This window comes from Kineosporia rhizophila (assembly GCF_021277265.1).
GTDB lineage: Bacteria > Actinomycetota > Actinomycetes > Actinomycetales > Kineosporiaceae > Kineosporia > Kineosporia rhizophila.
The window spans coordinates 37,892-58,375 of sequence record NZ_JAJSOH010000011.1 but is presented as its reverse complement, the minus strand read 5'-3'; the positions used below and the strand labels follow the sequence as shown (position 1 = coordinate 58,375).

The 20,484-nt window shown below is 70.9% G+C and carries 18 protein-coding genes; 10 read left to right on the top strand and 8 right to left on the bottom strand.

The window, feature by feature from the left end; all coding sequences use genetic code 11:
* Positions 1–38: 38 nt before the first annotated feature.
* Positions 39–833: a matrixin family metalloprotease gene (locus LWF15_RS37615; RefSeq protein ID WP_232811912.1), complete on the bottom strand. Its 795-nt coding sequence runs from the start codon at positions 831–833 to the stop codon at positions 39–41.
* Between the two features lie 252 nt (positions 834–1,085).
* On the bottom strand, positions 1,086–2,756 hold the full coding sequence (locus LWF15_RS37610; protein ID WP_232811911.1) for a GGDEF domain-containing protein: 1,671 nt from the start codon (positions 2,754–2,756) through the stop codon (positions 1,086–1,088).
* 329 nt (positions 2,757–3,085) lie between these two features.
* Here LWF15_RS37610 and LWF15_RS17490 point away from each other — a divergent pair, with 329 nt between their 5' ends.
* The 3 genes from LWF15_RS17490 (at position 3,086) to LWF15_RS17480 (ending at position 6,575) form a co-directional block, all read left to right on the top strand.
* Positions 3,086–4,309, top strand: a complete 1,224-nt coding sequence (locus LWF15_RS17490; RefSeq protein ID WP_232811910.1) for a pyrophosphate--fructose-6-phosphate 1-phosphotransferase — start codon at positions 3,086–3,088, stop codon at positions 4,307–4,309.
* 117 nt (positions 4,310–4,426) lie between these two features.
* Complete coding sequence (locus LWF15_RS17485; protein ID WP_232811909.1) at positions 4,427–4,843, top strand: YccF domain-containing protein; 417 nt, start codon at positions 4,427–4,429, stop codon at positions 4,841–4,843.
* Positions 4,844–4,919: 76 nt separating this feature from the next.
* On the top strand, positions 4,920–6,575 hold the full coding sequence (locus tag LWF15_RS17480) for an ABC-F family ATP-binding cassette domain-containing protein (RefSeq protein ID WP_232811908.1): 1,656 nt from the start codon (positions 4,920–4,922) through the stop codon (positions 6,573–6,575).
* Here the strand turns inward: LWF15_RS17480 and LWF15_RS17475 are convergent.
* A complete protein-coding gene (locus LWF15_RS17475) occupies positions 6,562–6,948 on the bottom strand; it encodes a hypothetical protein (protein ID WP_232811907.1) in 387 nt (128 codons plus the stop codon). The genes LWF15_RS17480 and LWF15_RS17475 overlap by 14 nt on opposite strands.
* Before the next feature lie 96 nt (positions 6,949–7,044).
* Here LWF15_RS17475 and LWF15_RS17470 point away from each other — a divergent pair, with 96 nt between their 5' ends.
* Positions 7,045–8,628 carry an ATP-dependent DNA ligase gene (locus LWF15_RS17470; protein WP_232811906.1) on the top strand — a complete coding sequence of 528 codons (1,584 nt, stop codon included), beginning with the start codon at positions 7,045–7,047 and terminating at the stop codon, positions 8,626–8,628.
* Between the two features lie 11 nt (positions 8,629–8,639).
* The gene (locus LWF15_RS17465) at positions 8,640–9,455 is read left to right on the top strand and encodes a phosphatase PAP2 family protein (protein ID WP_232811905.1); all 816 of its coding nucleotides are present in this window, start codon (positions 8,640–8,642) and stop codon (positions 9,453–9,455) included.
* A 76-nt stretch (positions 9,456–9,531) separates the two neighbouring features.
* On the opposite strand, the gene LWF15_RS17460 is transcribed toward LWF15_RS17465, so the two are convergent.
* From LWF15_RS17460 to LWF15_RS17445, 4 genes are all read right to left on the bottom strand, one after another.
* A complete protein-coding gene (locus LWF15_RS17460; protein ID WP_232811904.1) occupies positions 9,532–9,732 on the bottom strand; it encodes a DUF397 domain-containing protein in 201 nt (66 codons plus the stop codon).
* 107 nt (positions 9,733–9,839) lie between these two features.
* The gene (locus LWF15_RS17455; RefSeq protein ID WP_232811903.1) at positions 9,840–10,769 is read right to left on the bottom strand and encodes a PAC2 family protein; all 930 of its coding nucleotides are present in this window, start codon (positions 10,767–10,769) and stop codon (positions 9,840–9,842) included.
* Positions 10,770–11,043: 274 nt separating this feature from the next.
* Positions 11,044–11,925 (bottom strand): PadR family transcriptional regulator, encoded by an 882-nt coding sequence (locus LWF15_RS17450; protein WP_232811902.1) that lies wholly within the window; start codon positions 11,923–11,925, stop codon positions 11,044–11,046.
* A 253-nt stretch (positions 11,926–12,178) separates the two neighbouring features.
* Positions 12,179–13,948, bottom strand: a complete 1,770-nt coding sequence (locus LWF15_RS17445; RefSeq protein WP_408623446.1) for an alkaline phosphatase D family protein — start codon at positions 13,946–13,948, stop codon at positions 12,179–12,181.
* A 47-nt stretch (positions 13,949–13,995) separates the two neighbouring features.
* Between LWF15_RS17445 and LWF15_RS17440 the strand changes: the two genes are divergently transcribed.
* Genes LWF15_RS17440 through LWF15_RS17430 form a run of 3 tightly spaced genes read left to right on the top strand, consistent with a single transcriptional unit; the run spans position 13,996 to position 18,291 of the window.
* Complete coding sequence (locus LWF15_RS17440; protein WP_232811900.1) at positions 13,996–15,999, top strand: penicillin-binding transpeptidase domain-containing protein; 2,004 nt, start codon at positions 13,996–13,998, stop codon at positions 15,997–15,999.
* A 37-nt stretch (positions 16,000–16,036) separates the two neighbouring features.
* Positions 16,037–17,524, top strand: a complete 1,488-nt coding sequence (locus tag LWF15_RS17435; protein ID WP_232811899.1) for a glycosyltransferase family 87 protein — start codon at positions 16,037–16,039, stop codon at positions 17,522–17,524.
* 17 nt (positions 17,525–17,541) lie between these two features.
* Positions 17,542–18,291 carry a M50 family metallopeptidase gene (locus LWF15_RS17430; RefSeq protein WP_232811898.1) on the top strand — a complete coding sequence of 250 codons (750 nt, stop codon included), beginning with the start codon at positions 17,542–17,544 and terminating at the stop codon, positions 18,289–18,291.
* A 77-nt stretch (positions 18,292–18,368) separates the two neighbouring features.
* Here LWF15_RS17430 and LWF15_RS17425 read toward each other — a convergent pair whose 3' ends face one another.
* On the bottom strand, positions 18,369–18,815 hold the full coding sequence (locus LWF15_RS17425; RefSeq protein WP_232811897.1) for an SRPBCC family protein: 447 nt from the start codon (positions 18,813–18,815) through the stop codon (positions 18,369–18,371).
* A 179-nt stretch (positions 18,816–18,994) separates the two neighbouring features.
* Here LWF15_RS17425 and LWF15_RS17420 point away from each other — a divergent pair, with 179 nt between their 5' ends.
* Both LWF15_RS17420 and LWF15_RS17415 read left to right on the top strand, forming a co-directional pair.
* The gene (locus tag LWF15_RS17420) at positions 18,995–19,978 is read left to right on the top strand and encodes a ribose-phosphate diphosphokinase (protein ID WP_232811896.1); all 984 of its coding nucleotides are present in this window, start codon (positions 18,995–18,997) and stop codon (positions 19,976–19,978) included.
* A 298-nt stretch (positions 19,979–20,276) separates the two neighbouring features.
* Positions 20,277–20,447, top strand: a complete 171-nt coding sequence (locus LWF15_RS17415) for a hypothetical protein (RefSeq protein WP_232811895.1) — start codon at positions 20,277–20,279, stop codon at positions 20,445–20,447.
* Positions 20,448–20,484 lie beyond the last annotated feature (37 nt).

Here is a 20,484-nt window from a genome sequence, read left to right as displayed (position 1 = left end):
CGGGATCGTGGACGTCAGGTCCACCACGACGGGCCGGTTCAGAAGTCGCGGTAGCACGGGCCGCCGGACAGGGCGGCCAGCCCGCGCCGGTCGCCCACCTCGAACCCCTCCTGGTGCGGCTCGGCGGTGGGCGTGCGGTACATCAGCTCCCCCGGGTCCTCCACGTGGTCCAGCCCCACCAGGTGCCCGAACTCGTGCAGGACCACCGCGTCGATGCGGTCCCGACCGTCGCTCCAGGTCGCCACCTCGCCCAGGTGCTCCCGGTTCAGGTAGACCACTCCACTGACATACCGGCGCTCCCCCGGCGACGTCCCCGACACCGCATCCGGACCGGCCAGCCCGGCGAAGCCCTTCATGTGCGGGTACTCGGCCGGATCGGTCCAGGCGACCAGCACCGGCGCCCAGCGATTCCCGTAGCGCTCGCGGTTCTGGGCGGGGCGGTTGACGGTGGGCGGCTCGGTCGTGCCCCCGTCGAAGGTGAAGCGCAGACCCGTGACCCGCTCGATCTCCCGTACCGCCCGTTCGATCGCCGGTTGCCCTCCGGGCGGAGCCCCCTGCGAGCGCACCACGTAGTGCACCGGACGGCAGGGGTCCCATCGCACAGGCACGCCGGAGCCGTCGTCCTGGTACTCCAGGAGCTTGAAACCTCCCGTACCGGAGGGCGCCGGGGCGGGGGTAGCCAGTGGGGCGGCGGCCAGGTCCTGCGGAAGCGAGGGATGCACCGAGGCCGGACCACCGCGCATCCACCGCCCACTCGGGTCGGATGCAAAGACCAGCGACAGGGCGAAGAGCAGAACCAGACAGACGGCGAGTCCGGCGGTAAGGAAACCCACAGGGCGAGACGTTCGCTGCGCGCCGGCCGGGCCCAGGGCACCCGTCGACGGCTCCCGACGGGCCGTGTCCACACCAGAGACGTCGTCCTGGGAACAGGTCGGCTACATCGGCCCAAAGGGTGGTCGCTGCTTCGTGCGCAAGTCCAACGAGCCAAAGGCGACTTACGGACGTCCGTCGCGCCGAACGTCCGTAAGCAGACGAACAAAGGCGACCGTAGAGCGCGAGCCGGCCACCCCCGTCCTCGGACGGATCTACCCGACCTCGGCCGAGTCTCCCCCGGCCCGCTTGGCCGCGTACATGGCCTCGTCGGCCCGGCTCAGCCACTCCTGCTCGTCGATCGGCGCCGTTCGCACCGCGATCCCGATGCTGGCGCTGACCTCGGCGCTCGCCGACTGCGGGCAGGTGCGGACGGTTTCCAGCAGCCGCACCGCCAGGGCCCGCGCCTTTCTCTCCTCCAGCGCCGCGACCACCACGAACTCGTCGCCGCCCCAGCGCGCCACCACGTCCTCCAGCCGCGCCGCGGTGCGCAGAGCGGCCGAGACCTCCTGCAGCACCACGTCCCCCGCGAGGTGGCCCTTCGTGTCGTTGACCTCCTTGAACCCGTCGAGGTCGATCAGCAGCAACGCCACCGGCTCCCCTGCGGGCAGCGACGCCGCCTCGGAGATGGCATCTGCTCCCCCGCGCCGGTTCACCAGGTTGGTCAGCGGATCCAGGCGCGCCGCACGAGCCAGCACCCGTCGCTCGTCCGCCCCGCGCAACAGGTCCACCCGCGCCCGGAACAACGCATTCAGCAACCCCGACGTCTCGTCCTCCCGCCGCGCGGCCAGCCTCAGGTACTCGACCGTGCCACTGCCGGGAGCGAAGACCGGTGCCTGCTCGGCGAGCATCACCTCGTAGGCCAGGACCTGGCGTTCCATCTCCACCACGTGGTCGTGCGACATGGCCAGGACCCGACGGCCGAGCGCCACCGCCTCCTCGGCCCGGTCGAGCCGGACCAGCGACCGGATCACGCCGATCGCCCAGAACACCTGGGCCGACGCCGCCTTCGGCCCCTCCTCCAGCGAGACCCCGGCGGGCCCGGTCAGTCGAGCCAGCGCCTGGGCCGGATCACCGAGCATCGCGTCGGGCAGCGCGCTGAGCACCTGCCTCTCCAGCTCCACCACGCGGAAAGTACGCCCGCCGTCGATCTGCGCCGCCCGGGTGATCGCGGCGACTGCTTCTTCCAGCAACTCCCGCCCAGCCGCGAACGGGGGTCGGTGAGCGGCCCGTACCCCCCGCTCGGCGAATCCGAAGGCCAGATTGCTCAGGCGGGCGACCTGCTGGTGCCTGGGTAGGTGCTTCTCCACGGAGTCCAGGCGGCGCTGAACGTCCGGCTCGCCCTCGGTCACCCCGATCATCCGATGCGCCAGTACGAGCGCACCGAGCGCCGTTTGCACGTCCTGGTCCAGCAGATCGGTCAGGCCGTCGGCGCCGGCGGTGGCGTGGGCCAGCTGTTCCACCGCCTGCTCACGCTGCCCTTCCCTGCGCAGCAGTTCGACCAGCAGGGAGCGCGCCTGCACCGCGCCGGCGGGATTGCCGGTGTCCCGGCAGAGCGCGACCAGTTCACGGGCGACCATGACGGCGATCGGGGTCTCGTTGAGCATCATCAGGCTGAGCGCCTGCACGAAAAGGGCTGCGGCGTGGGCCCGGGGTTCGATCGGGGAGCGCAGCGCCTGTTCCACTTCGGCCAGGACGTCTTCGGCGAACCCGTCCTGGGCTCGCACCACCCAGTCGGCGCGCGCCTCGAGAACCGCCTGGGAACTCCAGGGCCGGTGCGTGCCGGGCGACGACCCGGACAGCGGCACGAGGGCCGCGTCGAGGGTGCGGGAACGGAGCGGGGAAGGGCTGGTCTGGTGAGCGTCGTAAGAACTGATGGGGCCCACCTCCTGGTCGGGCTGACGGTCGACGTTCTTGCCACGGACGGTGGTGCGGTTCGGGCGTTCCGTAGTATTCCGCTCCCCGCTGTGCGTCGTGCGCTCGCCCCCACCGTTTCGGCACCAAGCGCCAGAACAAGGGATCACCCGCCGATGAACGACAAATTATTCTCCGGTGTTTCGCCCTGCCGAAGAGATCACCTGAGACTAATGTCACGATTCGCTACTGTTCCGCTGCCCGCTGTGCCCGACGCGAACACCTGCTCCCCGGCCGGGTGAGGTACCCCCGTTAAGGTTGCCGAGCCAATAGCCGTCCGGTTTGCACGGGAGCCCGAGCCATGTCCGTACGTCGCGTCGCACTGCTCACCGCGGGGGGTCTGGCCCCCTGCCTGTCCTCCGCCGTCGGCGGCCTGATCGAGCGTTACACCGAGATCGCCCCCGAGGTGGAGATCATCGGCTACCGGAGCGGTTACGCCGGCCTGCTCGGCGGCGACTACATCCAGGTCACCCCGGAACTCCGGGAAAAGGCGCACCTGCTGCACCGGTTCGGCGGCAGCCCGCTCGGCAACAGCCGGGTGAAGCTGACCAACGTGGCCGACTGCGTGCGGCGCGGGCTGGTCCAGGAGGGCCAGGACCCGCTCAAGGTCGCCGCGGAACAGCTCACCAAGGACGGGGTGGACGTCCTGCACACGATCGGCGGCGACGACACCAACACCACCGCCGCCGACCTGGCCGCCTACCTGCACGGCAACGGCTACGAGCTGACCGTGGTGGGCCTGCCCAAGACGATCGACAACGACGTGGTGCCGATCCGCCAGAGCCTGGGCGCCTACACGGCGGCCGAACAGGGCGCGGTCTACGCCCGCAACATCGTCGCCGAGCACTCCTCGAACCTGCGCATGCTGATCGTGCACGAGGTGATGGGGCGCAACTGCGGCTGGCTGACGGCGGCGACCGCGGCGAAGTACCGCGAGTGGGTCACCGAGCAGCAGTACGCCGGTTTCGGCAACGACATCCGTTCCTGGGACGTGCACGCGGTGTTCGTGCCCGAGCTGGACATCGACCTGGAGGCCGAGGCCATCCGGCTGCGCCGGCAGATGGACGAGGTCGGCGCGGTGAACATCTTCCTGTCCGAGGGGGCGGGGGTGGACTCGATCGTGGCCGAGCTGATCGCCCGGGGCGAGGAGCCCGACCGGGACGCGTTCGGGCACGTGAAGCTGGACACGATCAACCCCGGCCAGTGGTTCGCGAAGCAGTTCGCCGAGAAGGTCGGCGCCGAGAAGGTCCTGGTGCAGAAGAGCGGCTACTTCGCCCGCTCGGCGGCGGCCAACGCGCAGGACCTGCACCTGATCAAGGGCTGCGTGGACCTGGCCGTGCAGAGCGCGCTGGAGGGGGTCAGCGGGGTGATCGGGCACGACGAGGAGCAGGACAACCGGCTCCGGGCGATCGAGTTCCCGCGGATCCGCGGCGGCAAGCCGTTCGACACCTCGCAGCCCTGGTTCGACGAGCTGCTCTCGGCGATCGGGCAGGAGAAGGGCACTCCGGTCGCCACTTCTCACTAGAACTCCCCAGAACCAGAACTGGGGACGCCGGATGCAACCTCTGCGGGCTCCGTCGCGTTTGGGTGCCTGTGGAGGTTCTCCGGAAGGGGAACCACGAAGGAGGCAGAGGTAACCCCCATGGACGCGATCCGGTTCGTCCTCAACGTGTTCTGGTTCGTCTTCGCCGGCTTCTGGCTGGCGCTGGCCTACGCCCTGGCCGGGCTGGTCATGTTCGTCCTGATCGTCACCATCCCGTTCGGCATCGCCTCGTTCCGGCTGGCCGGTTTCGTGCTCTGGCCGTTCGGGCGCACGCTGGTGCCGCAGCACGACGCGGGCACCCCGTCGATGATCGGCAACGTGCTCTGGTTCGTGCTGGCCGGCGTCTGGATCGCGATCGGCCACGTGATGACCGGCCTCGCGCTGTGCGTGACCATCGTCGGCATCCCGTTCGGCTGGGCCAACATCAAACTCGCGCTGGTGGCCCTGGCCCCGCTGGGCAAAGAGGTCGTCTCGTCCGACAACCCGCGTGCTCTGCCGGTGGCCTACGCGTCCTGACCACCCGTCCCGGGCCGGTAGCTTGAGCCGGATATCCGCTTGAGCTGCCCCCCCGGGATGAAAGAGTCTCTGAGTCATGTCTGCAACCCTGCTCGCCCGCGAACTCGCCGCCGGGCACGGTGACCGCCAGCTGTTCAGCGGCCTCGACCTGGTCGTCGCCCCCGGTGACGTGGTCGGTCTGGTCGGGGCCAACGGCGCCGGGAAGTCCACCCTGCTGAAGATCCTCGCCGGGCTGGACGAGGCCGAGAGCGGCCGGGTCTCGCTGAGCCCGGAACAGGCCACGGTCGGCTACCTGCCCCAGGAGCACGAGCGGCGCGCGGGTGAGACGGTGCTGGAGTTCCTGTCCCGGCGCTGCGGGATCACCGCGGCCCAGGCCGAGATGGACGCCACCGCCGAGGCTCTGGCCGACGGCGGCGACGGTGAGGCCTACTCGGTGGCGCTGGAGCGCTGGCTGGCCCTGGGCGCCGCCGACTTCGACGAGCGGGCCGAGCAGGTCACCGAGGAGATCGGCCTGCGCTCGGGGCTGACCGGCGGCCTGGACTCGGCGATGACCTCGCTCTCCGGCGGGCAGGCGGCCCGGGCCGGCCTGGCCTCGCTGCTGCTCAGCCGCTACGACGTGATCCTGCTCGACGAGCCCACCAACGACCTGGACCTGGACGGCCTGGCCCGGCTGGAGCGCTTCGTGGCCGAGCTGCGCTCGGGGGTGGTGGTGGTCAGTCACGACCGTGAGTTCCTGGCCCGCACGGTCACCCGGGTGGTCGAGCTGGACCTGGCCCAGCAGCAGGTCAGCGTGTTCGGCGGTGGTTACGAGGCCTACCTGGAAGAGCGCGAGGTGGCCCGGCGGCACGCCCGCGAGGCCTACGAGGACTACGCCGACACCCGCGCCGGTCTGGAGGAACGCGCCCGCACCCAGCGCAACTGGATGGACAAGGGAGTGCGCAACGCCCGGCGCAAGGCCACCGACAACGACAAGTTCGTGCCCAACTTCCGGGCCGAGTCGGCCGAGAAGCAGGCCGCCAAGGCACGTCAGACGCAGCGGATGATCGAGCGGCTGGACGTGGTCGAGGAACCGCGCAAGGAGTGGCAGCTGCAGTTCGAGATCGCGGTGGCCGCCCGTTCCGGTTCGGTGGTGGCGACGCTCGACCAGGCGGTCGCCCAGCGCGGGCCGTTCCGGCTGGGCCCGGTCACGCTGCAGGTCGACTGGGCCGACCGGATCGCGATCACCGGCCCCAACGGCTCCGGCAAGAGCACCCTGCTGTCACTGCTTCTGGGACGTTTGGCGCCGGCATCGGGGAGGGCGTCACTCGGGTCGGGGGTCGTGGTCGGGGAGATCGACCAGGCCCGCTCGGCGTTCACCGGGGACGACACGGTGGCGCAGGCGCTCAGCGCCCACGTGCCGGACTGGCCGGACGCTGAAGTACGCACTCTGCTGGCCAAGTTCGGCCTCGGGGCGCGCCATGTGCTGCGCCCGGCCGGCACCCTCTCCCCCGGTGAGCGCACCCGCGCCGGGCTCGCCCTGCTGCAGGCGCGCGGGGTGAACCTGCTGGTGCTGGACGAGCCCACGAACCATCTCGACCTGCCCGCGATCGAACAGCTGGAGCAGGCGCTGGAGTCGTTCGGCGGCACCCTGCTGCTGGTCTCGCACGACCGGCGGCTGCTGGAGGCGGTCCGGGTGACCCGGCGGTTCGCGGTCTCGGCGAGCGACGGGGTGGGCACGGTCACCGAGAGCTGACCGGAGCGCCGTTGACCAGAGGCCCGGAGGACTCGGCGACGTCCAGGCAGTCACGGTGGCTGCCGACGTCGTCGGAGTCGAAGAACACCCCCTCCTCCTCGGTGGAACGCGCGGTGCTCCAGGTCTGCCCGGCGCGTTGCACCACGATGGAGCCGACGCCCTGCTGACGTGAGTCGTGCAGGGCGACCACGGCGCAGTCACCGAAGCGCTCGGTCCAGGCGACCGAGACATCGGTGACGCCGGTGCGCTGCCGGTACTGCTCGACCGCGGCCCGGCCGGCGGCCTCGTCGGACCGGTGGTCCAGGACCAGCCAGACGCCACCGGCCACCAGCAGGACGGCGAAGCAACTGCCCCAGCGGACGAAACGCCTCATTCGGCCCATGATGGCGGGCGTCACCGCGAAGTGTCGCCGGTCGGCGCGAGTTCACTCGAAGTGTTCTTGTCGGTGGTGGCGGGCAGAGTAGGTCCCGTGCTTCTCTCCGAGATCGCGGCGGCCTCCGAGGCCGTCTCCGCCGCCTCCGCCCGGCGCGAGAAGATCGCGCTGCTGGCGGCCTGCCTGCGCCAGGCCTCGGGCAGCGATGCCCCGGTGGTGGCGGCCTGGCTGTCCGGGCGCACGTTCCAGCGGCGCACCGGCTTGGGCTGGGCCTCGCTGCGCTCCGCACCCCCGCCGGCCCCGCAGCCCACGCTCAGCGTGCGCGAGGTCGACGATGCACTGGCCCGGGCCTCGTTGCTCACCGGGCCCGGCTCCAGCGGCGAGCGGCAGCAGATCGTGCACTCGCTCATGGCGGCCGCCACCGCGCCCGAGCAGCGCCTGCTCTCCGGCCTGATCTCGGGTGAACTGCGGCAGGGGGCGGCGGCCGGGCTGATCGTCGATGCGGTGGCCAAGGCCGCCGAGGTCCCCCTGGCCGCGGTGCGCCGGGCACTGGCCGTGCACGGCGACCTGCCCGACGTGGCCGCGGCGGCGCTGGAGGGCGGGGCCGACTCGCTGAACGCCTTCCAGCTCTCGGTCGGCCGCGCCCTGGCCCCCATGCTCGCCGCGCCCGCCCCCGAACTCGGCGCGGCCCTGAGCAAGACCGGCCCGGCCGGGGTGGAGTGGAAGCTCGACGGCGTGCGGGTGCAGATCCACCGGCGGGCCGAAGAGGTGGCCGTGTTCACTCGCACGCTCGACGACATCACCGCCCGGGTACCCGAAGTGGTCCAGGCCGTGCGGGCTCTCGGGGTCGGTGAGGCCATCCTCGACGGTGAGGTGATCGCCACCACCGCCTCCGGCCGTCCCGCCCCCTTCCAGGTCACCTCGGCGCGGGTGGCCCGGCGCGACGTCGAGAGTGCCCGCGCCGCAACCCCGCTCGGCCTCACCCTGTTCGACGCGCTGCACGTCGACGGCGACGACCTGATCGACCAGCCCGGCTCGGCCCGCCGCACCCGGCTGGAGGCGGCTGCGCCTGAACTCGTGGTCCCCCGGCACGTGGTGGAGGATCCGGCGGATGAAGGCGAAGTGGCCCGGGCCGAGGCGTTCGCGGCCGACACCCTGGCCCGTGGCCACGAGGGCGTCGTGGTGAAGTCGCTGGCCTCCGCCTACACGATGGGCCGGCGCGGGGCGGGCTGGGTCAAGGTCAAGCCGCGGATCACGCTGGACCTGGTGGTGCTGGCCGCCGAGTGGGGGCACGGCCGGCGCACCGGCAAGCTGTCCAACCTGCACCTGGGCGCCCGCGATCCCGAGGGTGAGTACGGCCCGCCGGGCGGCTTCGTGATGCTGGGCAAGACCTTCAAGGGCCTGACCGACCAGATGCTGGCCTGGCAGACCGAGAAGCTGCGCGAGCTCACCGAGAAGGAGTCGCGGTGGGTGGTGCAGGTGCGCCCCGAACTCGTGGTCGAGATCGCCTTCGACGGGGTGCAGCGCTCCCCCCGCTACCCGGCCGGCCTGGCGCTGCGGTTCGCGCGGGTGCTGGCCCACCGGCCGGACAAGGCCGCGGCCGAGGCGGACACGATCACCACGGTCCGCAGCCATCACGTCGTCGAAGAAGAGGACACCGGGCCGGAGACGGCCGAATGAGAGGAAAGAGCTTGGCGGGCAAGAGGCAGGACGAAGCGGCATCCGAGGCGGTCACGTGGGACGAGGCGGATCCCCCGGCCCCGGAAGAGGACTGGCCGCTGGAGAACGAGAGCAAGCTCGTCCTGGCCGGGCTGCTGCTGTTCCTCGGCACCACGCTGCTCGGCGGGTTCGTCCTGCTCATGGTCCTGGTCTCCACCGGCCTGCCGCACGTCCCCGAGATCGACCACGACGTGGCCACCGGGGCCCACGGTTACGTCGTCGACCGGCCCTGGCTGGACTCGATCCTGACGGTGCTGGGCCACGCCACCGAGCCGTTCGTGATCCGGGCGATCTTCCTGATCCCGGCCTTCGTCCTCTGGCGGCACGGAGCCCGCCGGGCGGTGGCCTGGATGGTGGTCACGCTCGCCATCGGCGGCACGCTCAACGCGGTGGTCAAGCTGCTGGTCGACCGGGCCCGTCCCGACCTGCCGGATCCGATCTACCTGGCCGCCGGGGCCAGCTTCCCCTCCGGCCACACCACCAACGCGGTGATGTTCGCGGGCATCGTGGTGGTGCTGCTCGAGCCGAGCCTGCGCCACCACGTCCGGCTCCCGTCCGACGGGTTCTACCTACGCAGCACCCGGGCCCGGGTGGCGCTGTGGTCCGGCGCCCTGGCCTTCCCGGTGATCGTCGCCCTGGACCGGCTCGGCCTCGGCGTGCACTACCTCACCGACGTGATCGGCGGATTCCTGTTCGGCCTCTCGGTGCTGATGATCACCCTGGTGGCGTTCAGCCACAGCCGGACGCTGAAGATCTGGCCGCGTAAACAGGCGCCCACCCGCGCCTGAGCCCGCACGAGAAACCGGTGGGCCTGCTGACCAGCAGGCCCACCGGCGTCCTCCGGCTGTTCTGGTCGGTCGAGCCTCAGACCAGGTGGTCGAACTCGCCCTTCTTGGCACCGTCGAGCCAGGCGTCCCACTCCCCCGGCGTGAACGACAGGACGTCACCGGTCTCGCCGCCCTTGGAGTAGCGGACCTCGATCATGTCGCCGGTGCGGCGCATCTCGACGAACTCGTCGCTGCCCTCGGCGCCGCTCGCCCTGATCCACGTGCTGTCGATGCTCATCACGAACCCCCGAAAAGTACGGATCACCGATCAAACACAGGCAGGGTACCCAGATCGCGACGGATGGTCACCTCGCCTGAGCACAGCGTCAGCCGAGCTCAGGCGTCTCAGCTGTCGCCGCGGCCCTTGCGGTCGTTCTCCTCGGCCAGGAACCGTTCCAGCTCGGCCCCGAGCTCGTCGGCCGTGGGCAGCTCGCCCGGGCCGTCGGCCAGCGGGAGCGCGTTGCCCTCGCCCGCGGCGTAGGCGTCGTACTGCTGCTCGAGCGCGCTGACCACCGCTGCGACCTCGGGCTGGCCGGCCACCTGCTCCTCGATCGCCGCCCGGGTCTCGATGCCCGCCTCGATCAGCGAGCCGGTGGGCAGGGTGAGGTCGGCGACATCGGCCACCGCGTCGACCAGGGCGACCGCCGCGTCGGGGAACTCGGCCTGGGTGAGGTAGTGCGGCACGTGCACCGCGAAGCCGGCCGCGTCCTTGCCCGCCTGCCCGAGCCGCAGCTCCAGCAGTCCGGCCACGTTGCCCGGCACCTGCACGTTGCCCGACCAGGAGTTCTTGATGTCGATCAGGTTGCGCCGGGTGGCGTGGGCGGTCATCCCCGCAGGGCGGGTGTGCGGCACGGCCATCGGGATGGCGTGCACGCCCACGGTCAGCCGCACGTCGTAGTGATCGACGAGCTGGGTGACCGCGACGACGAACCGCTCCCACTGGATGTCCGGCTCGGGGCCGGTGAGCATCAGGAAGCCCCGGCCCTCCACGTCCCTGACCTCTTCCAGGATCAGCCGGGGAGCCTCGTAGCTCTCCCAGTGGTTCTCCATGAACGTCATCGGAGGACGGCGGGCCCGGTAGTCGTACAACTGGTCGACGTCGAACGTGGCCAGCACCCGGTGCTCCAAAGAGCTCAGCAGGTGCTCACCGGCCAGCCGGCCGGCATTGCCCGCGTCGATGAATCCGCCCAGGGCGTGGACCAGCACCGGGCGGTCGAGCTCTCCCTCGGCCGGCTGTTCCTCGGCGAGCGTGTACAGATCCCGCGGATCCAGCACGTGCGTCCTCCTCCATCGCCGGGCGCGGCTGCGACCCTCGCGCGTTGTGGTTCGTCGGCCCCGTCCGCGCTCCGGCCGACCCTTCGGGTCGGCGCCGTGGAACGGGCACCCGGCACCTACAACGCTACCGGTTCGTCGCAGAATCCCGGATCCGGTGTCCACCCTGAGCGAACAGCGTGGATCACACCCGCCGGGACCGCACACCGGAACAGCCGTCTGGCCTGCGGTCCCGACGGGAGGGCGCCCGGATCAGCGCTCCGGGCGCCCGCCACGGTCACTCTTGGTCACCGGTCGGCACCGGCGCGTCCGGGTCGGCGGACTCGTCCTCGGCGAGGATCCGGTAGATCCGCCGCCGGGCCTCGTCGAGGGCCAGCCGGGCCCGCTCGACCTGCTCGTCCGACCCCAGCCGGGCCACCTGCTGGGTGGCCTGACCGAGCGCGCCCATCCCCTCGAACAGGGTCTGCACCCGCTGCCGCTGCCCCGGGCCGGCCATCGCCCACGGCTCACTGAACTCGCCCGGGTTCTGCTGCACCGTCTCGGCGCCGGCGCCGGTGATCGCGAAGACCTTGCGGCCGCCCTCCGCCTCTTCCGCGGTGATCAGACCTTCGTCCTGCAACTGCTGCAGCACGGGGTAGACCGATCCCGGGCTGGGGCGCCACAGACCACCGCTGCGCTTGGTCAGCTCGGTCATGATCGCGTAGCCGTGGTAGCCCTGACGGGGTTCCTCGGCCAGCAGGGCCAGGATCGCGGCCCGTACGTTGCCCCGCGGACGACGCCCGCCGCGACCACGACCCGGACCACGACCGGGCCCGTCACCGCCGCCCCAGCCTCCTCGGCCGAAGCCGCCCGGCCCGAAACCACCGGGACCGAAACCGCCCGGGCCGAAACCGCCCGGCCCGAACCCACCCGGGCCGAACCGACCGGGACCACGCCGCCCACCGTGGAACGGGCCGTGCCCCCGGCCTCCCTCGCGGTCGTCTTCACCCTCGGGGAAGTCGTTGGGGTCGATCCCCTGACCGCGAGCCCCCCTCGGGCCAACTGCTTCGGGGAAGCCGAAACCTCGTCCACGACGGAACCGGCGCCCGCCGAACGGGCCTCCTTCCCCGGGGGATCCCCACTCGGGTGTCTCGCGGTTCATCTCTTCTGCCTGCCTCATTCGCTCTTCCTTCCATGCCCGGGCCCGGCCTCTTGCCGCGCCGCTCGCTGTCATCTCCTGAGGTGTGTGCCTCGTCATCGCCGTCCTCCTTCTATCGATGCTTCGACGATATATCGTTAACGTATCGCTGTCGAGATTGTTCCCGAAGGGAGAAGAGCAAACGAAGGACGCGGGTGGGCACCTGGGTGCCCACCCGCGTCCTCGATCGGTGGTTCGGTCCGAAGAGCTACTTAGAAGAAGGCAGCACCGCGCTTCACGAGTGCGCGGACAGGTCGCGCGCGATCTCGACCTCGAGCGGGTAGCGCGACTCGTCCCAGTCCTCCGGGGTCAGCTCCCACTCGCTGCCCATCGGATCGCCGTCCGACTGCCGGCGCGGCTGCTGGGGCTTGGCGTGCCGGGTCGACTCCAGCACCACCCGGGCGGCCCGGCCCTCCAGCACCAACGTGGAGATGGCATTGCCGAAAAGCGGCCCCCCGAGCGACTTCCAGCGCATGAGCGTCTCGGGGATGGTGCGCGGCCGGGTGAACACCAGCCGGGCGATCCGGGTGACCGGCGCGGTCCAGGAGATGCTGAAGGCCAGGCGCATCACGGCGGGGATCGTGTTGTGCACCGGCGAACAGGTCAGCTGGTACACCTTCGAGGCGTCGGCGGGCACCTCGCGCATCAACGGGGTGACGTCGGCCTCGCAGATGTAGCTGTGGTGCACGTCGCCGGAGAGCACACAGACCGAGGCCGGCCTCGGGCTGCCGTGCTCACCCGAGGCCACGTCGGCGATCAGCCGCGACAACCGGTCGAACGATTCCCGGAAGGCCGGCCAGTGCTCCAGGTCGGAGGCCCGCCGCAGCTGCTCCCCCACCCAGCCGCGGCGCCCCCCGCCCTCGGCCAGATGCTCGTTCCAGGCCTCGATCTGGTGCAGCGCCGGGGCCATCAGCCAGGGCAGGGAGGTACCGATCAGCAGGTGGTCGAAGTCTCCCCGGGCCTTCTCCTCCACCCAGGCGAACTCGGCGTCGGACAGCATCGAGCGGTACTCGCCGTCGAGCATCCGGCCGCAGCGCGAGTCGATCACCACCAGCCGGGTGCGCCCCAGGTCCCGCCAGAACGACCAGCGGTAGCCCTTGCCCCCGTCCGCCTCGGCGTCGGCCATCTCGGCGAACTCGCGCAGCATCGGGGCCGCGTCCTCACCGTTCTTGGCGCACTGCAGCACCCGCTGGTACACCTCGTCGGCCGCGAGCTCCTGCGGCGAGAGATTGCCGATGTGCTGGTAGACCCAGTACGAGACCAGCCCGCCGACGATGCGCTCGGCCCACCACGAGGTCTTCTTCACGTCCTGGCGCCAGGACCGGGAGGTGTTCCAGTCGTCGTGCACGTCGTGGTCGTCGAAGATCATCGCGATCGGGACCGTGGACATCAGCCAGCGGATCTGCGGGTCGCTCCACGACTCGTGGTAGAGCCAGGTGTACTCCTCGAAGTCGGCGATCTCGCGCTTCGGGGGCTTGGTGATGTCGCGCCGGGCGGCGATCCGCTGCTGGGTGAGCTCGGTGGTCTCGTCGGCGTACACCTGGTCGCCGAGCATCAGCATCAGGTCGGGCCAGCCGTCGTCGGGGTGGTTGGCGATCCGGACGGCGTACGCCTCCAGGGCGTCCACCCCGTACTTGCGCTTGCCCTTCACGGTGCGCTGGGTGGCCACCCGGCAGGAACCGAACGCGATGCGCTGCGGGCGTTCCGGATCGAGGGTGCGGATCCGGGAGGGCGGCAGCACCGGGCCCCCGCCCGACACGCCGGGCCGGCCGGGCTCTGCGGGGGGCCAGACCTGGACCCCGTTGAGACGCACGTCATACTCGACCGTCTCGGCCGCGGGCAGGTCCCCCACCTGCACCAGGGCGTAGTGATGGCCGCTGACCTCGAAGGTCGTCGCGGTCGCGCCGAGCACGGACACCTCACAGCGGGTGTCCACCTCGACCCAGACCGTTGCGTGTTCGGCACCGACATGCCGGAGGACTGGTCCAAGGATCAAGGAGGGCACGCACCTTTCGTACCGCAGGCCCGGCTCGACCGCTACCGTCGGGGACCGTGAGCCGTCGCGTCCTGATCTCCGTCCTGGTCGCCGTACTGGTCCTCGCCGGGGCCGGGGGTGCAGCCCTGTACCTGCTGAGAGGCAGTGACCAGAGCGGTGCTCAGACCACCGCGGCCACCGCCTTCGCCCGGGCCTGGACCGGCGGCAATCTGGCCACCCTGGCCTTCGCCCCGAGCGAGACCAAGGACCCGGCGGGCGCCGTGCAGAAAATCACCGCGGGCCTCACGAGTGAGAAGACCGACAAGCCGGCCGAGGTCACCGCGGGCGAGCCGGCCGAGTCCGAGAGCGGCGAGACGGCGAGCGTGCCGCTGAAGGTCAGCTGGCCGCTGACCGGCGACCAGCAGTGGCAGTACGACACCACGCTGACCCTGGTGAAGCAGGACGACGCCTGGCTGCCGGAGTACAGCCCGGCCCTGGTGCACCCCCAGCTGACCGGCGCGCTGGCCACGGCCACGCTGGAGGCGAGCACGCTGACCGGCCGCCGCGGCCAGATCATCGGCGCCGGCGAGAAGGTGCTGGTCGAGGATCGCGAGGTGGTCATGGTCGGCCTGCAGAAGTCCCGGGCCGACAACCTGGAGCAGACCGTGAACCAGGTGGCCGGCATCGTCGACGTGGACGGCGCCGCCCTGCTGAAGCGGGCCAAGGCGGCCGGCGACGACGTGTTCGTCGAGGTGATCACCCTGCGCCGGGCCGCCTACGACAAGGTCAAGGACCAGCTGCAGCCGATCCCGGGCACGGTGTTCCAGACCAAGAACCTCTCGCTGCCGCCCACCTCCGACTTCGCCCGGCCGCTGTTCGGCACGGTCGGCACGGCCACCGCGGACATCGTGAAGGAGTCGGGCGGGCGGGTGCAGGCCGGCGACGAGACCGGGCTGTCGGGTCTGCAGCGCACCTACGACGAGCAGCTCTCGGGCACGCCCGGGGTCGCGGTGACGGCCGCCGTCCCGGACCAGAAGGAGACCGAGCCGACCGAGCTCTACCGCGCCGACCCCACTGACGGCGAGAACCTCGAGGTCACCATCGACCAGGAGGTGCAGAACGCCGCCGACAAGGCGCTCGGTTCGGCGAAGAAGCTGGCCGGGCTGGTGGCGATCGACACGGCGACGGGCAACATCCTGGCCGTCGCCAACGGCGGCCCGAACGGCAACAGCTACAACCGGGCCCTGCTCGGCCAGTACCCGCCCGGTTCCACCTTCAAGGTCGCCTCCACCTTCGGCCTGCTCGAGTTCGGCGGGATGACCGCGAACAAGACCGTGGCCTGCCCGGCCACCCTGGCCGTGGGCGGCAAGACCTTCAAGAACGCCGAGGACGAGGTGCTGGGCCGGGTGAAGTTCGCCGACGACTTCGCCCACAGCTGCAACACCGCCTTCGTCGGCAGCGCCCGGCTGATCAGCCAGGACGAACTCGCCGAGGCCGCCAGGTCGCTGGGTTACGGCCAGCCCAACGCCACCGGGGTCACCGCCTACCTGGGCCAGGTGCCCACCGAGGGCGACGCGGTCGAGCACGCCGCCTCGATGATCGGCCAGAGCAAGGTGCTGGCCAGCCCGCTCACCGTGGCCAGCGCCTCGGCCGCGGTCGCCGAGGGCACCTGGCACGCTCCCCGGCTGGTGCTCAACGGCCGGCCCAGCAGCACCGGCGAAGAGCCCACCTCCGAGGACGAGGGTGGCCAGGCGAGTGCGGAACCCACCGCTTCCGCGGAAACGTCCGCGGAGGTCGAACCGGTGAAGCTGGACGCGGCCGCGGCCAAGACCCTGCGCTCGCTGATGCGCGGCGTAGTGACGAACGGCACGGCCACCGCACTGAAGGGCGTTCCGGGCGGCCCGGTCTCCGGAAAGACCGGCACCGCGGAGTACGGCAGCGACGTCCCGCCGCGAACCCACGCCTGGTTCACCGGTTTCCAGGGCGACATCGCGTTCGCCGTGGTGGTCGAGGACGGGGGCTTCGGCGCGGAGACCGCGGTGCCGCTGGTGAAGAAGTTCCTGGCCGATCTCGCGTCGTAAGCGTGACACATCGGATGGGTCGGTAAAGTCCGGGCCGATGACCGGACTGACCAGCAGATTCTCCGACCGTGGCCTGCGGGTGTGGCTGGTCCTGATGCTGCTGGCCGGAGTCGGCCTGGCGGTGGGGTGGGTGGCCAAGGCGCCCTGCATCGACACCTACCGCACGGCGGACGGCCAGATCGCGCTGGACTGGCGCGACGCCCGGCAGTACTCGCTGCACTGCTACTCCGACGCCATCCCGCTGTACGGGGTGGACCGACTGCAGGACGGCACGCTGCCCTACAAGACCACCTGGACCGACGCCGACGGCAGCGTCCGGGCGATGGAGTACCCGGTGGTGACCGGTCTGCTCCAGTACGGCGTGATGAAGGTGACCAAGGTCTGGGTGGCCGTGGACGGCTATCCCGGTCCCGAGGTCGCGCCCTACTTCGTGATCATGGCGGTGGTGCTCGCGGTGGCCTGGCTGGCCGCCGTGGCCTGCACGATCCCGCTGGCCGCGAGGAAGTGGCACGTGGCCCTGATGGCGCTCTCGCCCCTGGTGTTCGTGCATGCCTTCACCAACTTCGACACCCTGGCGGTGGCGCTGGCCGCCGCGGGCATGCTCGCCTGGGCCCGGAACAAACCGGTCCTGGCCGGGGTCCTGCTCGGGATCGGGGCGGCAGCAAAGCTGTATCCCCTCTTCATCCTCGGCCCCCTGCTGATCCTGTGCTGGCGCGCCGGGACGATGCGCCCCTGGTGGAAGGCCACGCTGACCTCCGCCGCGGCCTGGGTCGCCTGCAACGCGCCGTTCGCACTGCTCTACCCCCGGGGCTGGTACGAGTTCTTCCGGCTGAACTCGGTGCGCCCGGCCGACCACGACTCGATCTACAACGCGCTGACCACCTTCACCGGCTGGCGGGGCTTCGACTACCCGCTCTACTCGGGCCACTCACCGGAGAAGCTGAACGCCTTCACCCTGGCCGCCTTCCTGGTGCTGTGCCTGCTGATCGGGGTGGTCGGCCTGACCGCCCCCCGCCGGCCCCGGCTCGCGTCGCTGGTGTTCCTGGTGATCGCCGCGTTCCTGCTCACCAACAAGGTCTGGAGCCCGCAGTACTCGCTGTGGCTGGTGCCCCTGGCGGTGCTGGCCCTGCCCCGGGTGTTCCCGCTGCTGGTCTGGATGGGGGTGGACGCCTACCTCTGGTACCCGCGTCTGGGCTACTTCCTGGGCCTGCAGGATCCGGACCGGGGCAACTCCCCCGAGCAGTTCCTCGCCGTGGTGCTGCTGCGGGACCTGCTGGTGGTGATCCTCTGCGGGATGATCCTGCACACCATCTACCGGCCCGAGGCCGACCCGGTGCGCAGGCTCGGGCTGGACGATCCGGCCGCCGGGCCGATCGCCGGCCGGCCGGAGGCGCACCCGCTGCCCCGCCTGGGCCGCCGGCATCGGCACGGGCACGGGCACGGGCACGGGCACGGGCACGGGCACGGCAGCCGGCCGGTTCACACCGAACTCCCGGCCGACCCCGTGGAAGACGCTCAGCGCTGACCCCTACCCTTGGCGAAATGTCAGCGGCCAGCGCCACCAGCACCACCTTCGACTGGGACAACCTCTCCTGGGAGTCCCTCAGCGACGAACGCGTCCTGGTGATCGTCCTGATGGTCGCCGCCGTGGTCCTCACCGGCGAGCGCACCACCTGGCGGGTGCTGCGTAACGTGGTCACGATCGCCCACGAGGGCGGGCACGCCGTCGCCGCGCTGCTGATGGGCCGCGAACTGGCCGGGATCAAGCTGCACTCGGACACCTCCGGGGTCACGCTCTCCCGGGGCAAGCCGCGCGGGCCCGGCATGATCTTCACCGCACTGGCCGGCTACCCGGCGCCCTCGCTGATCGGGGTCGGTCTGGCCGCGCTGGTCGGGCTGGACCGGGTCCAGTGGCTGCTGTGGATCGTCGTCGGCCTGCTGGCCGTCCTGCTCACCCAGATCCGCAACGCCTTCGGCCTGCTCACCGTGGTGGCCACCGGGGCGGCCGCGGTGGCGGTGATCGTCTGGGGCGACGAGCGCACCGCCCTGGGCTTCGCCTGCGCGGTGACCTGGCTGCTGCTGATCGGGGGCCTGCGCGCGGTGATCGAACTGCAGCGCTCCCGCCGGGCCCAGGGCAGCGGCACCCGGGGCGGTCCGCCGGTGACCTCGGACGCCGACCAGCTGGCCTGGCTGAGCCACGTGCCCGGGCTGGTCTGGGTGGTGGTCTTCTTCGCCGTGTCGCTGGTCTCGATCGCGGCCGGCGGGTGGCTGATGCTGAGCTGGAACCCCTGAGCCGCGGGTCCGTGACGTTCCCCCGGCCGGGTGATCTTTCTCCCGGCCGAGGGCCGTCCGCCGAGGCCCGCAGGGCGCTACAGACAGCTGCGCGCGAAGTCGTCCAGCCGCTGTTCCCACCGCTCCTGCATCGCCGAACGCAGTGCCGAGGGCAGGCCCTCGTGCCACAGTCGCAGCCGGGTGCCCCCGGCGACCGGGGTCAGGTCGAGCTCGACCAGACTGGTCTCGTCCTCGGCGCTGGAGTGCCAGGACAGCCGCAACTGCTCCAGGGGGTGGAAACTACGCACGACTCCGGCGTCACCTTCGTCGCTCATGTAGGTCTGCCCGGGCCCGGCGATCACCGCTCCGTGCCCCAGCCAGACCGCAGTGCCCTGCGGGCTGAGCAGCACCTGCCAGACGTGCCCGGCACTGCCCGGCACGATCCGGCGCACGTAGACCATCCGGTCCGAGGTCACGTCCTCGTCGTCGACCAGCGCCGGAGGCAGCCCAGCCTCCACGCGACCCAGTTGCACGTATGTGGACATCCAGCCCCCTTTGAATCAGCCAGTACCGACTCAGCACCCCCTCCCCGAGCCGGAGGGGCCAGTTTCGGTCATCGTCGATTCACAGTCGGCCGATGGGGAGGGTGCTTCAATCCCCCAAAAGCCTGTCGCATGAAAAGTCTGGGAACATGGCGGCACGACCCCCGTGAGAGGTACCGCTGGTGAACACTGTTTCTATCCAAAGCCGGAAGACGCTGCAGGTCTTCTCCGGCCGGGCATACCCCGATCTGGCAGAGGAGATCGTCAAGTATCTCGACGTCAGCCTCACGCCACAGTCGGCCTACGAGTTCGCCAACGGCGAGATCTTCGTCCGGTTCGAGGAGTCGGTGCGCGGCGCCGACGCCTTCGTCGTCCAGTCCTGCGGCCACGGCATCAACACCTGGGTCATGGAGACGCTGATCATGATCGACGCGCTCAAGCGCGCGTCGGCCGACCGGATCACCGTGGTCCTGCCGTTCTACCCCTACGCCCGGCAGGACAAGAAGCACCGGGGCCGGGAGCCGATCTCCGCCCGGCTGATCTCCGACCTGCTGCACACGGCCGGCGCCGACCGGCTGATGACGGTCGACCTGCACACCGACCAGACCCAGGGCTTCTTCGACGGCCCGGTCGACCACCTGTTCGCGATGCGCCTGCTGGGCGACTACATCGCGGACAAGTACAAGGGCGAGGAGATCACCGTGGTCTCGCCCGACTCGGGCCGGGTGCGGCTGTCCGAGCGCTGGGCCGACCGTCTCGGCGGCACACCGGTGGCCTTCATCCACAAGACCCGTGACCCGCGGATGCCGAACACCGTGGTCACCAACCGGGTGGTCGGTGACGTCGAGGGCCGCACCTGCCTGCTGGTCGACGACATGATCGACACCGGGGGCACGATCACCAAGGCCGCCACCAAGCTGTTCGAGCAGGGCGCCAAGGACGTGGTGATCGCGGCCACCCACGGCATCCTGTCCGACCCGGCCACCGAGCGGCTGCGCGACTGCGGTGCCACCGAGATCATCCTCACCAACACGCTGCCGATCCCGGCCGAGCGGCTGCTGCCGAACATGACCGTGCTCTCGATCGCCCCGCTGATCGCCCAGGCGATCCACGAGGTCTTCGAGGACGGCTCGGTCACCTCGCTGTTCAGCGCGGACGAGGGGTAGTCCTCGGCCGCCGGGCACCACTGCCGAACGCCGCTGTCACCGGGGGCTCTTCCCCCGGGCGACAGCGGCGTTCCGTTTTGCCGTCACGCCCGAAAGGTGCCGCCAGGCAACCCATCAGGCCCACAAACGTCCTTAATCTCTTTGACTGCAAGGCAAGTCAGCCGAGCTCCGCCGTCCCCTCATGAGGTGACATGCGGGCCGGACCCGGGGACGGCATGCTTCGCACAGTCCTCGCTGCGCTTTTCGCCGTCCTTCGCCGGCGTCGCGGCCGATCCGTCATTGATCCGGGAACTTCCGCATGCCCACACCATCCCTGTCCCGCAGGCCTGACCTGTCACGCCGCCGTCGCGCGCTGCAACTGCTCATCGCCGCAGCGCTTCTGCCCGCCACCGCCGTCGGGCCCCGTCTGATGCAGGCCCACACCGTCGCCGACGATCCGTTCCAGGCCCTCGCAGCCTGGATCAGTTGAACACTTGCGGGTGACGACCCACAGACGGTGGGCCCGA

Excerpts from the sequence above, each read along its gene's own strand:
- LWF15_RS17490 (WP_232811910.1), top strand. The coding sequence starts at position 3,086 with ATGTCCGTACGTCGCGTCGCACTGCTCACCGCGGGGGGTCTGGCCCCC.
- LWF15_RS17485 (WP_232811909.1), top strand. The coding sequence starts at position 4,427 with ATGGACGCGATCCGGTTCGTCCTCAACGTGTTCTGGTTCGTCTTCGCC.
- LWF15_RS17480 (WP_232811908.1), top strand. The coding sequence starts at position 4,920 with ATGTCTGCAACCCTGCTCGCCCGCGAACTCGCCGCCGGGCACGGTGAC.
- LWF15_RS17475 (WP_232811907.1), bottom strand. The coding sequence starts at position 6,948 with ATGAGGCGTTTCGTCCGCTGGGGCAGTTGCTTCGCCGTCCTGCTGGTG.
- LWF15_RS17460 (WP_232811904.1), bottom strand. The coding sequence starts at position 9,732 with ATGAGCATCGACAGCACGTGGATCAGGGCGAGCGGCGCCGAGGGCAGC.
- LWF15_RS17450 (WP_232811902.1), bottom strand. The coding sequence starts at position 11,925 with ATGAGGCAGGCAGAAGAGATGAACCGCGAGACACCCGAGTGGGGATCC.
- LWF15_RS17435 (WP_232811899.1), top strand. The coding sequence starts at position 16,037 with ATGACCGGACTGACCAGCAGATTCTCCGACCGTGGCCTGCGGGTGTGG.
- LWF15_RS17430 (WP_232811898.1), top strand. The coding sequence starts at position 17,542 with ATGTCAGCGGCCAGCGCCACCAGCACCACCTTCGACTGGGACAACCTC.
- LWF15_RS17425 (WP_232811897.1), bottom strand. The coding sequence starts at position 18,815 with ATGTCCACATACGTGCAACTGGGTCGCGTGGAGGCTGGGCTGCCTCCG.
- LWF15_RS17415 (WP_232811895.1), top strand. The coding sequence starts at position 20,277 with ATGCCCACACCATCCCTGTCCCGCAGGCCTGACCTGTCACGCCGCCGT.